The sequence below is a fragment of the Noviherbaspirillum pedocola genome, assembly GCF_016632335.1.
Taxonomy (GTDB): Bacteria; Pseudomonadota; Gammaproteobacteria; order Burkholderiales; family Burkholderiaceae_D; genus Noviherbaspirillum_A; species Noviherbaspirillum_A pedocola.
Window position 1 is genome coordinate 24,243 of record NZ_JAEPBG010000019.1, and the last position, 13,099, is coordinate 37,341.

The 13,099-nt window shown below is 66.1% G+C and carries 13 protein-coding genes and 1 pseudogene; 13 read left to right on the top strand and 1 reads right to left on the bottom strand.

Translation table 11 applies throughout. From position 1 onward, the window contains the following. Positions 1-8: 8 nt before the first annotated feature. Together JJB74_RS26995 and JJB74_RS27000 are read left to right on the top strand one after the other, a co-directional pair. A complete protein-coding gene (locus tag JJB74_RS26995) occupies positions 9-680 on the top strand; it encodes an SDR family oxidoreductase (protein WP_200597363.1) in 672 nt (223 codons plus the stop codon). 34 nt (positions 681-714) lie between these two features. Further along, positions 715-942 (top strand): hypothetical protein, encoded by a 228-nt coding sequence (locus JJB74_RS27000; protein ID WP_200597365.1) that lies wholly within the window; start codon positions 715-717, stop codon positions 940-942. Positions 943-1,273: 331 nt separating this feature from the next. On the opposite strand, the gene JJB74_RS27005 is transcribed toward JJB74_RS27000, so the two are convergent. After that, a complete protein-coding gene (locus JJB74_RS27005) occupies positions 1,274-1,549 on the bottom strand; it encodes a hypothetical protein (protein ID WP_200597367.1) in 276 nt (91 codons plus the stop codon). Between the two features lie 59 nt (positions 1,550-1,608). On the opposite strand from JJB74_RS27005, the gene JJB74_RS27010 reads away from it, so the two are divergent. From JJB74_RS27010 to JJB74_RS27060, 11 genes and pseudogenes are all read left to right on the top strand, one after another. Then, on the top strand, positions 1,609-2,739 hold the full coding sequence (locus tag JJB74_RS27010; protein WP_200597369.1) for an acyl-CoA dehydrogenase family protein: 1,131 nt from the start codon (positions 1,609-1,611) through the stop codon (positions 2,737-2,739). Between the two features lie 22 nt (positions 2,740-2,761). Then, positions 2,762-3,352, top strand: a pseudogene (locus tag JJB74_RS27015) (DsbA family protein); the annotation flags it as partial. Positions 3,353-3,421: 69 nt separating this feature from the next. Next, positions 3,422-3,847, top strand: a complete 426-nt coding sequence (locus tag JJB74_RS27020) for a rhodanese-like domain-containing protein (protein WP_200597480.1) — start codon at positions 3,422-3,424, stop codon at positions 3,845-3,847. Then, positions 3,844-4,230 (top strand): YchJ family protein, encoded by a 387-nt coding sequence (locus JJB74_RS27025; RefSeq protein ID WP_200597371.1) that lies wholly within the window; start codon positions 3,844-3,846, stop codon positions 4,228-4,230. The genes JJB74_RS27020 and JJB74_RS27025 overlap by 4 nt, the downstream gene beginning before the upstream one ends. A 2-nt stretch (positions 4,231-4,232) precedes the next feature. Next, a complete protein-coding gene (locus JJB74_RS27030; protein WP_200597373.1) occupies positions 4,233-5,840 on the top strand; it encodes a carboxyl transferase domain-containing protein in 1,608 nt (535 codons plus the stop codon). Positions 5,841-5,850: 10 nt separating this feature from the next. Further along, positions 5,851-6,645, top strand: a complete 795-nt coding sequence (locus JJB74_RS27035) for an enoyl-CoA hydratase/isomerase family protein (protein WP_200597375.1) — start codon at positions 5,851-5,853, stop codon at positions 6,643-6,645. Further along, a complete protein-coding gene (gene bioA / locus JJB74_RS27040) occupies positions 6,645-7,964 on the top strand; it encodes an adenosylmethionine--8-amino-7-oxononanoate transaminase (RefSeq protein ID WP_200597377.1) in 1,320 nt (439 codons plus the stop codon). Before JJB74_RS27035 ends, bioA begins: the two co-directional genes overlap by 1 nt. Beyond that, a complete protein-coding gene (gene bioF, locus JJB74_RS27045) occupies positions 7,961-9,151 on the top strand; it encodes an 8-amino-7-oxononanoate synthase (RefSeq protein ID WP_200597379.1) in 1,191 nt (396 codons plus the stop codon). Before bioA ends, bioF begins: the two co-directional genes overlap by 4 nt. Continuing rightward, positions 9,144-9,848, top strand: coding sequence for a dethiobiotin synthase (gene bioD / locus JJB74_RS27050; protein ID WP_200597381.1), 705 nt, complete (start codon positions 9,144-9,146; stop codon positions 9,846-9,848). The genes bioF and bioD overlap by 8 nt, the downstream gene beginning before the upstream one ends. Positions 9,849-9,868: 20 nt before the next feature. After that, entirely contained in the window at positions 9,869-10,900 is a 1,032-nt protein-coding gene (gene bioB, locus JJB74_RS27055) for a biotin synthase BioB (RefSeq protein WP_200597383.1), read from the top strand. 125 nt (positions 10,901-11,025) lie between these two features. Further along, positions 11,026-13,026: an acetyl/propionyl/methylcrotonyl-CoA carboxylase subunit alpha gene (locus JJB74_RS27060; protein WP_200597385.1), complete on the top strand. Its 2,001-nt coding sequence runs from the start codon at positions 11,026-11,028 to the stop codon at positions 13,024-13,026. The last annotated feature ends 73 nt before the right edge of the window (positions 13,027-13,099 follow it).

Consider the following 13,099-nt stretch of genomic DNA (forward strand, 5'->3'; position numbering starts at 1 on the left):
GTGATGCCATGCCTGTTGCCCTGATCATCGGCGCTTCGCGCGGCATCGGCCGCGAGTATGTGCGCCAACTGCTGGCGCGCGGCTGGGATGTGCATGCGACCGTGCGCGATGATGCGGCCCTGTCAGCCCTGCGCGCCATCGGCGCGAAGGCGCTGAAGGTCGACGTCACCCGGGCCGAGAGCCTGGCCGGTATCGGCTGGGAGCTCGATGGCGTGGCGCTCGATCTCGCGGTGTATGTCGCCGGCGTGTATGGTCCGCAGCATCAGGGCCCGATGTCGCCGCCTTCACAGGCTGACTTCGACACGGTGATGCATGCCAACGTGCTCGGCGCGATGAGCGCCTTGCCGCTGGTCGCGCCGATGGTGGAAGCGGCTGGCGGGCGTTTGGTGTTCATCAGCAGCGGCATGGGCAGCATTGCTGAAACCGATTCGGGGTATGGCTGGCTGTATCGGGTATCGAAGGCGGCCCTGAACATGGCGGTGAAGTCGGCGGCTTCGTCGTATCCGAAGGCGACGCTGCTGGCGATGTGTCCGGGGTGGGTGCGCACCGATATGGGAGGGGAGGGCGCGCCGCTGGCAGTGGAGGAGAGTGTGGCGGGGATGCTGAAGGTGATCGAGGCAGCGGGGTTGGAGGACAGTGGCAGCTTTCATGATTACAGCGGTCGCACCGTGCCTTGGTAGGACTGGTGTAGCTGCCGCTATATAGCCATGTAGGGTGGGCGAAGCCCACGCGGTTACAGGAACAGCAAGCGAGAAATCGGTCTCGCAGTTGCAGTTGCAGTTGCAGTTGCAGTTGCAGTTGCAGTTGCAGTTGCAGTTGCAGTTGCAGTTGCAGTTGCCTTTGTCTCTGTCTTTGCCGTTGCCGTTGCCGTTGCTTTTAACCCCCGTTGATTGCGCCGTGACGGCGATGCCCGGAGCGGGAAAAGGTGCGGCGTCTGTTTGAGCGAAGCGAGTTTAGCCGCGCCCCGCTCCGGGCATCGCCGGCACGGGAACCCCGCGCAGCGGGGCGCAATCTCCGGGGCGCCTTTTCTTGCCTACTTCTTTTGGCGCCCAAAAGAAGTAGGCCGGCTGCCGGGCCGGGACCCGGCTAGGTCGAGGGGTGAATGGACGTTTTGCATCACCGGAGTGATGTCGTTGAAGGGGCAGTCTTTTGCCTTGGTCGTCGCTTGATCGGGCTTGGATTGAAAGGCTCGCTTGCTCGAAGGCTGAGGCCCGGTGATACAAAGCCGCCATCTTGCTTGGCGACCAAGCCGGGTCCCGGCCCGGCAGCCGGGTCACTTCTTTTGCTTCGCCAAAAGAAGTAACCAAGAAAAGGCGACCCGGAGATCGCGCCCCGCTGCGCGGGGTCCCCGTGTCGCCGGACCCTGAAGCGGGGCGCGGCTAAACTCGCTACGCTGCGCTTCGCTCAGACAGACGCCGCACCTTATCCGCTTCAGGGCCCGGCGCCACGGCGCGATCAACGGGATAAAAGCAAAGGCAACTGCAGAAACAACTGCAAAGGCAAAGGCAAAGGCAAAGGCAAAGGCAAAGGCAACATCGCAGCACCACATGGATATTCGCCTGCGGCAAGTCAGCAGCCCCCAGGCGCACTCAACAACAAGGAACGCAAATGATCCTCTCCGAGCAACACCGCATGATCCGCGACACCCTGCGCAGCTTCGCTGCCGAGCGCCTGGCGCCGAACGCGGCGCGCTGGGATCGCGAGCATGCATTCCCGCGCGAAGCGCTGCGCGAACTCGCCGCGCTCGGCGCATTCGGTGTCGCCGTGCCCGAGGAGCAGGGCGGAGCTGGACTCGATGTCGTCGCGCTGGCGCTGGTGCTCGAAGAAATCGCCGCGGGCGACGGCGGCACCTCGACCATCATCTCGGTCAACAATTGCCCGGTTTGCAGCATCGCCATGAGCTACGCCAACCCGGCGCAGCAGGAGCGCTGGCTGCAGCCCCTGGCCCGCGGCGACATGCTCGGCGCCTTCGCCCTGACCGAGCCGCAGGCCGGCAGCGATGCATCGGCCCTCGTCACCACCGCCAGGCGCGACGGCGACCATTACGTGCTCAACGGCGTCAAGCAATTCATCACCAGCGGCAAGAATGCCGATGTGTGCATCGTCATGGCCGTCACCGACAAGGCCGCCGGCAAGCGCGGCATCAGCGCCTTCTTCGTGCCTACCAATACGCCCGGCTACACCGTCGCACGCCTGGAAGACAAGCTCGGCCAGCATTCCTCGGATACCGCGCAACTGCTTTTCGAAGACTGCCGCGTGCCCATCGAAAACCGCATCGGCGAGGAAGGCATGGGCTACCGCATCGCGCTGTCGGGCCTGGAAGGCGGACGCATCGGCATTGCATCGCAGTCCATCGGCATGGCGCGCGCGGCCTTCGAAGCGGCGCTGGCCTATGCGAAGGAACGCAGCAGCTTCGGCCAGCGCCTGTTCGAGCATCAGGCGGTGCAATTCCGCCTGGCCGACATGGCCACCCGCATCGAAGCCGCGCGCGCGCTGGTGCTGCATGCGGCCGCGCTCAAGGATGCCGGCGAACCCTGCCTGAAGGAAGCGGCCATGGCCAAACTGTATGCCAGCGAAATGGCCGAGCGCGTCTGCTCCGAGGCGATCCAGATTCACGGCGGCTATGGTTATGTCAGCGACTTCCCGGTCGAGCGCATCTACCGCGATGTGCGCGTATGCCAGATCTATGAAGGGACGAGCGATATCCAGAAGATTTTGATCGCCCGCGCGCTCGCATGAACCCTGCATGAATGAAACAAGCATGAATGAAGCCGTGAAAAACGACCCCATCGATTTTTATTTCGATTTTTCCTCGCCCTACGCCTATTTCGCGTCCACACGCATCGAGGCATTGGCCGCGCGGCATGGCAGGGCGGTGCGCTGGCATCCGATCCTGCTCGGCGTGGTGTTCCGAAGCGTCGGCACGCAGGCGCTGACCACATACCCGGTCAAGGGCGACTATGCCTTTCATGACTTCGAGCGCACTGCGCGCTTCGAACGCATACCGTACAATCGGCCGCCGCGCTTTCCATTGGCCACGCAGTGCGCCGCGCGCGCGATGCGGTGGGCGATGGCGCATCTCGACGCACCGCAAGCCACGTCATTGATGCATGCGCTGTTTCGCGCCTTGTTCGTCGATGGCGTTGCGCTCGATGATGCGAATGAAGTGCTGCGCATTGCCGCAAGCCTGGGCATCGAGCGCGAGGCGCTTGCCGCCGGCATGGACAGCGATGCCATGCGCGAGCAGCTGCGCGCCGGCACTGCCGAGGCGCTTGCGCGCGGCGTGTTCGGCGCGCCGTTCATGATCGTCGATGGCGAAGCCTTTTGGGGCTTCGACCGCTTCGACCAGCTCGAGGCGCATCTGGGGGGCGCCTTGATGCCCGCAATCCAATCCGCTTTGCCACCACAGGGGGAAAACGACATGGCGATCAAACATGGCTACAAGGCGATGCTGGCCGAAGCCGAAAGCCGCATCCGCGCCTACAGCGCCGAGGAGGCGCTTGCCAGGCTGAACGATCCGAATGTGCAGTTCGTCGATATTCGCGACGTGCGTGAACTCGAGCGCGAAGGCGTGCTGACCGGCGCCTTCCATGCGCCGCGCGGCATGCTCGAATTCTGGGTCGATCCCGAATCGCCGTACCACAAGACCGTGTTCGCGCAGCCGAAGGAATACATCTTCTTCTGCGCCGCCGGCTGGCGCAGCGCGCTGGCTACCGACACCGTGCAGCGCATGGGCCTGGAACCGGTCGCGCATGTCAACGGCGGCTTCGCAGCGCTGAAGGCGGCCGGCGCACCGGTGGCGGCCAAGCCCGAATCTCGGTCCGACGCCAAGCCGAAATCCGTATGAAGCGCAAGGCAGCCACGCCTTGCCCGTGCGGCGGCGCCGACTACGCCGCCTGCTGCGGCCGCTTCCATGCGGGCCAGACGGCGCCCACGGCAGAAGCGCTGATGCGCTCGCGCTACAGCGCCTATGCGCTCGGCCTGTTCGACTACATCGAAGCCACCTGGCATTCGAGCACGCGCCCGCCGCGCGCGAACCTGCGTGATGATGGCGCGCGCTGGATCGGCCTTGAAGTCAAGGCGCATCGCGAAGACGGCGACGCGGCCACAGTGGAATTCGTCGCCCGCTGCCGCATCGCCGGCCGCGCGCAGCGCCTGCATGAAATCAGCCGCTTCCTGCGCGAAGACGGCAAATGGACTTACCTCGACGGCAGCTTTCCGGAAGAATGACCATGACCCTCCTTGAATCCCGACTCGATCCCCGCTCCGAAGATTTCCGCGCCAATGCCGAAGCCATGGAAGCGCTCGTCGCCGACCTGCGCGAGCGCGTCGCGCAGATCGCGCTGGGCGGCGGCGAAGCGGCGCGCAACCGGCACACCGCGCGCGGCAAGCTGCTGCCGCGCGACCGGGTGCAGCAACTGCTCGATCCCGGCACGCCCTTCCTCGAGTTCTCGCAGCTCGCGGCCTACGACATGTATGACAACGACGCGCCCTGCGCCGGCATCATCACCGGCATCGGCCGCGTTTCAGGCCAGGAATGCGTGATCGTGTGCAATGACGCCACGGTCAAGGGCGGCACCTATTACCCGGTCACGGTGAAGAAGCACCTGCGCGCGCAGGAAATCGCGCAGCAGAACAATCTGCCGTGCCTCTACCTGGTCGATTCCGGCGGCGCGAATCTGCCGAACCAGGATGACGTCTTCCCGGACCGCGACCACTTCGGCCGCATCTTCTACAACCAGGCCAACATGTCGGCCGCGGGCATACCGCAGATCGCAGTGGTCATGGGGTCGTGCACCGCCGGCGGCGCCTATGTGCCGGCGATGAGCGATGAATCCATCATCGTCAAGGAACAGGGCACGATCTTCCTCGGCGGCCCGCCGCTGGTGAAGGCGGCCACCGGCGAAGTCGTCAGCGCCGAGGACCTGGGCGGCGGCGATGTGCATACCCGCCTGTCGGGCGTGGTCGACCACCTGGCACAGAACGATTTGCATGCGCTGGCGCTGGCCCGGAAGATCGTCGCCAATCTGAACCGGCGCAAGCCCGAGCAGTCCGCGCCGCGCGACATCGTCGCGCCGAAATACGATGCGCGTGAACTGTATGGCGTGATTCCGGTCGACACCCGCAAGCCCTTCGATGTGCGCGAAGTCATTGCCCGCATCGTCGACGGCAGCGAGTTCGACGAGTTCAAGGCGCGCTACGGCACGACGCTGGTGTGCGGCTTCGCGCACCTGTACGGCATGCCGGTGGGCATCATCGCCAACAACGGCATCCTGTTCTCGGAGTCGGCATTGAAGGGCACGCACTTCATCGAGCTGTGCTGCCAGCGCAAGATTCCGCTGGTGTTCCTGCAGAACATCACCGGCTTCATGGTGGGCAGGAAGTACGAGAACGAAGGCATCGCCAGGAATGGCGCGAAGATGGTCACCGCCGTGGCCACGGCCGCGGTGCCGAAGTTCACCGTGATCATCGGCGGCAGCTTCGGCGCCGGCAACTACGGCATGTGCGGCCGCGCCTATTCGCCGCGCTTTCTGTGGATGTGGCCGAATGCGCGCATCTCGGTGATGGGCGGCGAGCAGGCGGCCAGCGTGCTGGCTACCGTCAGGCGCGACGGCATCGAAGGCCGCGGCGGCAGCTGGAGCGCGCAGGAGGAAGAGGCGTTCAAGTCGCCGATCCGCGAGCAGTACGAGGCGCAGGGTCATCCGTACTATGCTTCGGCCCGGCTGTGGGACGATGGCGTGATCGACCCGGCCGACACCCGCATGGTGCTCGGACTGGGCCTGTCGGCCGCATTGAATGCGCCAATTCCCGAGACGCGGTTTGGCGTATTCCGCATGTAGGAGAACAAGAATGGCATACCAGACGCTGCAACTGACACAGGATGGCGCGGTCACCACCGTGTGGCTGAACCGGCCCGAGGTGCGCAACGCCTTCAACGAGGCCGCGATCGCGGAAATCACCGAAGTCTTCGAAAAGCTTGACGCAACTCAGGACGTGCGCGCGGTCGTGCTGGCCGCGCATGGCGTATCCTTCTGCGCCGGCGCCGACCTGAACTGGATGCGCAAGATGGCCGGCTACAGCCGCGAGGAAAACCTGGCCGATGCGGCGCAGCTGGCGCGCATGCTGAAGACCATTCACCGCTGTCGCAGGCCGGTAGTGGCGCGGGTGCAGGGCGATTGCTATGCCGGCGGCATGGGTTTGGCCGCGGCGTGCGACATCGTGGTGGCAGCCGAGGGCGTGAACTTCTGCCTGTCCGAGGTCAGGCTCGGCCTGATCCCGGCGACGATCTCGCCCTATGTAATTCGCGCCATCGGCGAATCCGCGGCGCGGCGCTACTTTCTGACGGCCGAACGGATTCCGGCGCAGGAAGCGTATCGCATAGGTCTCGCGCATGAAGTCGTGCCGGCGGACCGGCTCGATGCCACGGTCGGCGGCATCCTGAAGTCGCTGCTGGCGGCTTCACCGAACGCGGTGTCCGAGGCCAAGCGCCTGGTGCGCGATGTCGCCGGCGCGAAGCTGGACGATGCGCTGATCGATGACACCGTCACGCGCATCGCCGACATCCGGGCGTCGCAGGAAGGCCGCGAAGGCGTGCAATCCTTCCTGGAGAAGCGACGCCCCAACTGGATAGACAGGGAAGTTTGATGAAGCAAGAAGACTGGATGGCGCGCAGCCTGAAAAGCGTATGGCATCCGTGCACGCAGATGCAGCACCACGAAACCATGCCGCTGATCGCGCTCTCGCATGGACGCGGCCCGTGGCTGTACGGCGAGAACGGCAAGCCCTATCTCGATGCGATCAGCTCGTGGTGGGTCAATCTGTTCGGCCATGCCAATCCGCGCATCAATGCGGCGCTGCGCGACCAACTGGAAAAGCTCGAGCATGCGATGCTGGCCGGTTTCACCCATGAGCCGGTGGTGATGCTGTCCGAGCGGCTGTCAGCGCGCACCGGCGGCGTGCTCGGCCACTGCTTCTATGCGTCCGACGGCGCATCCGCGGTCGAGATCGCGCTGAAGATGAGCTTTCACGCCTGGCGCAATGCCGGCCGCGAGGACAAGCAGGAATTCGTCTGCCTGCAGGGCAGCTACCACGGCGAGACCATCGGCGCGCTGTCGGTGACCGATGTGCAACTGTTCCGCGACGCCTATGGCTCCATGCTGCGCCCGGCGCACGTGGTGCCTACGCCGGACGCGCGCAATGCCATGCCCGGCGAAACCCCGGCGCAGGCCGCGCGCCGCGCCGCCGCCGCCTTCGAGCTCTTGCTGCGTCAGCGCGGCGACCGCATCGCGGCGATCATCGTCGAGCCGCTGGTACAATGCGCCGCCGGCATGGCCATGCACGATCCGGTGTATCTGGCCGAGCTGCGGCGACTATGCGATGCCTATGAAGTGCACCTGATTGCCGATGAAATTGCCGTCGGCTGCGGCCGCACCGGCAGCTTCTTCGCCTGCGAGCAGGCCGGCATCTGGCCGGATTTCCTGTGCCTGTCCAAGGGCATTTCCGGCGGCTACCTGCCGCTGTCGCTGGTGATGACCCGCAAGACCATCTATGACGCCTTCTACGACGACGACATCGCGCGCGGCTTTCTGCATTCGCATTCCTACACCGGCAATCCGTTGGCCTGCCGCGCCGCGCTGGCCACGCTCGACATTTTTGATGAAGACGATGTCATCAACCGCAACCGTGAAAAGGCCGCGCGCATGAACGCAGCGCTCGCGCCGCTGGCCGCGCACGAGCTGGTGGCGAACTTCCGCCAGCGCGGCATGATCTGGGCCTTCGATGCGAAAGTGCCGCCGGCCGGCTTCGCGCGCCGCTTCTTCACCGCGGCGCTGGAACGGGAATTGCTGTTGCGTCCGATAGGCCGCACCGTCTACCTGATGCCGCCGTATGTCTTGAACGAGGAAGAAATGGATTTGCTGGGCAAACGCACGCTGGAAACCCTGGAAAGCGTGGTGAGTGCATGAACCCGCTGTTGCAGACGCTGGAAGCCGGCTTGCGGGAACTCGACGCGGTAAAGCTGCGCCGCCGTCGCCGCACTGTCGACACGCCCTGCGGGCCGCGCGCGCAGGTCGATGGCCGGCCGATGCTGGCTTTCTGCAGCAACGATTACCTGGGCCTGGCCTCGCATCCGGCGCTGGTGGAAGCGCTGCAGGAAGGCGCATCGCGCTATGGCGTGGGCAGCGGCGCGTCGCACCTGATCAGTGGCCATGGCCGTGCCCATGCGCAGCTCGAGGAAAGGCTGGCCGAGTTCGAAGCGCCGTATATCGAGGAAGCGCGCGCGCTGTATTTCTGCACCGGCTACATGGCCAATCTCGCGGTATTGACCGCGCTGGCGCCGGCTGGGGCCGACATCTTTTGCGAGGAGCTGAACCACGCATCACTGATCGATGGCGCTCGTCTCGCACGCGGCAACGTCCACGTCTATCCGCACCGCGACCTGTCGGCGCTGGAGACGATGCTGAAGGACAGCCGCGCCGCGACCAAGCTGGTAGTAACCGACAGCGTATTCAGCATGGATGGCGTGATCGCGCCGCTGCCGCAATTGCTGGCGCTGTGCGAGCGGTATGGCGCCTGGCTGGTGGTCGACGATGCGCATGGTTTCGGCGTGCTCGGCGAACATGGCCGCGGCGCGCTCGAGCACTTCGGCTTGCGTTCGCCGAAGCTGGTCTACATCGGCACGCTGGGCAAGGCAGCCGGCGTGGGCGGCGCTTTCGTCGCCGCGCATGCGACCGTGATCGAATGGCTGTTGCAGCGCGGCCGCACCTACATCTACACCACCGCCGCGCCGCCGGCGCTGGCGCATGCGCTCTTGACCAGCGTAGACCTGATCGCAGGTCCCGAAGGCGCGGCGCGGCGCGCGCGGCTGGCCGAACTCAATGCCCGCTTCCGCGATGCGCTGCAGCTAAAGCGCTGGAAACGCATGGCCTCCGAGACCCCGATACAGCCCATCCTGATCGGCGAATCCGGCCCGGCGCTGGAAGCCTCGGCTGCGCTGGAACGCGAGCGCCTCTGGGTGCCGGCGATCCGCCCGCCCACGGTGCCGAAGGGAACGGCGCGGCTGCGCGTGACCTTCTCCGGCTCGCACGAGATCGACGATGCGCGCCAGCTCGCCGACGCGCTGAACCATATCGAAGGAACCCTGCATGGCTGACGTCGCCTATTTCGTCACTGGCACCGATACCGAAATCGGCAAGACCCTGATCGCCAGCGCATTGACCCATGCGCTCGGCCAGACCGGATTGCGTACCGCCGCGATGAAGCCGATCGCCGCTGGCGCCGAGGACCGCGGCGGGCAACTGCATAACGACGACGTGGCCCAGCTGGCCGCGGCCGACAGCGCGCAGCTGCCACGCGATTGGACCACGCCTTACCTGTTCCGCGAACCGGCCGCACCGCATGTGGCCGCCGCGATGGAAGGCGCGACCATCGAGCGGCAACGCCTGCTCGATTGCTGGCAGCGCGTGGCCGCTGCCGCGCAGGCGGTGGTGGTCGAAGGCGTCGGCGGCTTTCGCGTGCCGCTGTCCGACGACTATGACACCGCCGACTTCGCCAGGGACCTCGGCCTGCCGGTGGTGTTGACCGTCGGCCTGCGCCTGGGCTGCATCAGCCATGCGCTGCTGACGGCCGAAGCCATCCTCGCGCGCGGTTTGCCGCTGGCAGGATGGGTTGCGAATGTGCTCGACCCGAACATGCCGCACCTGCAAGCCAATATCGATGCACTGCAAGCGCGCCTGTCCGCACCATTGCTGGGCACGGTCCCGCGCCTGGTGCAGCCGAACGCGGCCGAGGCTGCATCCCATCTCGATTTCTCCCGTCTGCCCGGCTGGCCCGGCGCGGGCGTCAAATGATGTCTCACAAGGAAAGTTCCATGTCCGCTCAACCGATTACCTTCCACGCCTGTCCCGCCAAGATCACCGCCGACCGCTGGCCGGTGGACGCGGTGCTGGCCCTGTTCGAACTGCCGATGGGCGAGCTGATGCTGCAAGCGCAGCAGGCGCACCGCGAGCATTTCGATCCGACCGAAGTCGAACTCGCCACGCTGTTGTCGGTGAAGACCGGCGGCTGCCCGGAAGATTGCGGCTACTGCCCGCAAGCCGCGCGCTATGACACCGGCGTCGAAGCGCAGAAGATCCTGCCGCTCGATACCGTGCTCGAAGCCGCCCGCGCTGCGAAGGACAGCGGCGCCACCCGCTTCTGCATGGGCGCCGCTTGGCGCAGCCCGAAGGACCGCGACCTCGACCAGATCGAAGCCATGGTGCGCGGCGTGAAGGACCTCGGCATGGAAGCCTGCGTGACGCTCGGCATGCTCGAGCAGCACCAGGCCGAACGCCTCAAGGGCGCGGGGCTGGACTACTACAACCACAACCTGGACACCGCGCCCGAGTTCTACGAGAACATCATCTCCACCCGCGACTACCAGGACCGCCTGGACACGCTGGGCCATGTGCGCGGCGCCGGCATCAAGGTCTGCAGCGGCGGCATCGTCGGCATGGGCGAGACCCGGCTGCAGCGCGCCGGCCTGATCGCGCAGCTGGCCAACATGGAGCCGTACCCGGAATCGGTGCCGATCAATCACCTGGTGCAGGTGCCCGGCACGCCGCTGTACGGCACCGAGCGGCTGGACCCGCTGGAATTCGTGCGCACCATCGCGGTGGCGCGCATCACGATGCCGAAGGCGCGGGTGCGGCTGTCCGCCGGCCGGCGTCAGCTCGGCGACGCGGTGCAGGCGATGTGCTTCATGGCCGGCGCGAACTCGATCTTCTATGGCGACAAGCTGCTCGTCACCGGCAACCCGGAAGTCGAGGAAGACATGGCGTTGCTGAAGAGCCTGGGCCTGAAGGCGCGCCAGGCGCATGTGGATGCGCGCTGCGAAGTCACGCAGGAAACCGCGGCGCAGTAAGGCTTGCCGTCGCCGTGTCGATGCGCGCCGTGCCCACACCGGGCGCTCGGCGCATGACGCAGGCACAAGCAGGCATAAGCAGGCCTGCACGCAACATCCTGCAATGAACGAGGGAGGAGACACCCATGTTCCACAAGATCCTGATCGCCAATCGCGGCGAAATCGCCTGCCGTGTCGCCGCCACGGCGCGCCGGCTGGGCATGCGCACGGTGGCCGTGTATTCCGAGGCCGATGCGCTGGCGGCCCATGTCGCGGCCTGCGACGAAGCGGTGCCGATCGGCCCCGCGCCGGCGAAGGACAGCTATCTGCGCTTCGAGCGCATCATCGAAGCCGCGCTTGCCACCGGCGCGCAGGCGATACATCCGGGCTACGGCTTCCTCTCTGAAAACGAAGGCTTCGCCCGCGCCTGCGCCGATGCCGGCCTGGTCTTCATCGGCCCGCCGCCGGAAGCGATACGCGCCATGGGCTCAAAGTCCGCGGCCAAGCGGCTGATGGAAGAAGCGAATGTGCCGCTGGTGCCCGGCTATCACGGCGAGCGGCAGGAAACCGAGTTCCTGCATGGGCAAGCCGATGCGATCGGCTATCCGGTGCTGCTCAAGGCATCGGCCGGCGGCGGCGGTAAGGGCATGCGCGTGGTCGAGAAGAGCGAAGACTTCGACGCCGCGCTGGCTTCCTGCAAGCGCGAAGCGCTGGGCAGCTTCGGCGACGACCGCGTGCTGATCGAGAAGTACCTGACGCGCCCGCGCCATATCGAGATCCAGGTCTTTGCCGATACCCAGGGCAATTGCGTGTACCTGTTCGAGCGCGACTGCTCGGTGCAGCGCCGGCACCAGAAGGTGCTGGAAGAAGCGCCAGCGCCCGGCATGACACCCGAGCGCCGCGCCGCGATGGGCGAAGCCGCGGTGGCGGCTGCGCGCGCGGTTGGCTATGTCGGCGCGGGTACCGTCGAATTCATCGCCAACCAGGATGGCTCGTTCTACTTCATGGAGATGAACACGCGGCTGCAGGTCGAGCATCCGGTCACCGAGATGATCACCGGCACCGATCTGGTCGAATGGCAATTGCGCGTGGCCGCCGGCCAGCCGCTGCCCAAGCGCCAGGACGAATTGCAGATCAACGGCCATGCGCTGGAAGCGCGCATCTATGCGGAGAACCCGGAGAAGGGCTTCCTGCCATCGATAGGCACATTGCGCCACCTGCGCACGCCCGACGCGCTGCATTTTCATGCGCAGGCGGCAGGCAGCAATGAGGGCGTCACGCGCATCGACAGCGGCGTGCGCGAAGGCGATGCGATTTCGCCGTATTACGACCCGATGATTGCCAAGCTCATCACCTGGGGGCCGGACCGCGAGGCCGCCCTGGCGCTGATGGCGCAGGCGCTATCGCAATACCAGGTGGTCGGACTCGCGAGCAACGTGGCTTTCCTCAAGCGGCTGGTGCAGAGCCAGCCCTTCGCCGAAGCGGACCTCGATACCGGCCTGATCGCGCGCCATCACGACGCGCTGTTCCCGCCGCATCGTCCCGCCCCCTTGCCCGCATCGGCGCTGGTCGCGGCATCGCTGCTGGCCTCGGAACGGCAGGCCGGCGGCGACCCGTGGGCATCGACCGGCGGCTTCCGCCTCAATGGCGCATTGACGCGCGTGCTCGACTTCGGCGATGGCGACACGCGGCGGCAGGTGGCTATCGTGTACGAGGCGGACGGCTGGCGCATCTCTGATGACGAACGCACGGAAGCGATGCGCATCGTCGACATGCGCGGCCAGGAAGTCGCGATTCGCCTCGGCCATGCCGCGGTGCATGGCACGGTGGTGCGCGATGGCGAAGTCTTCCACGTGTGGTGGCAGGGAAGCCACTGGACGCTGCCATGGCATGACCCGATGGCGCATGCCGGCGAAGCCGAAGGCGAGGGCGGCCGGCTGACCGCGCCGATGCCGGGCAAAATCATCGCGCTGCTGGTCGAGCCGGGCGCGAAGGTCGAGCGCGGCGCGCCGCTGCTGGTGATGGAAGCGATGAAGATGGAACACACGATATCGGCGCCGGCGGACGGAACGGTCGAAGCCTTGCTGTATCGGGTGGGGGATCAGGTGGCGGAAGGGGCGCAGTTGCTGGGGTTTGTGGTGGGGTGAGGGTGGGGCGGCCGGGCCGTAGGCGTGTGGCTTGAGGAAGCGGCCGGCTTTGCATCGCTGCGGATTTCAACGA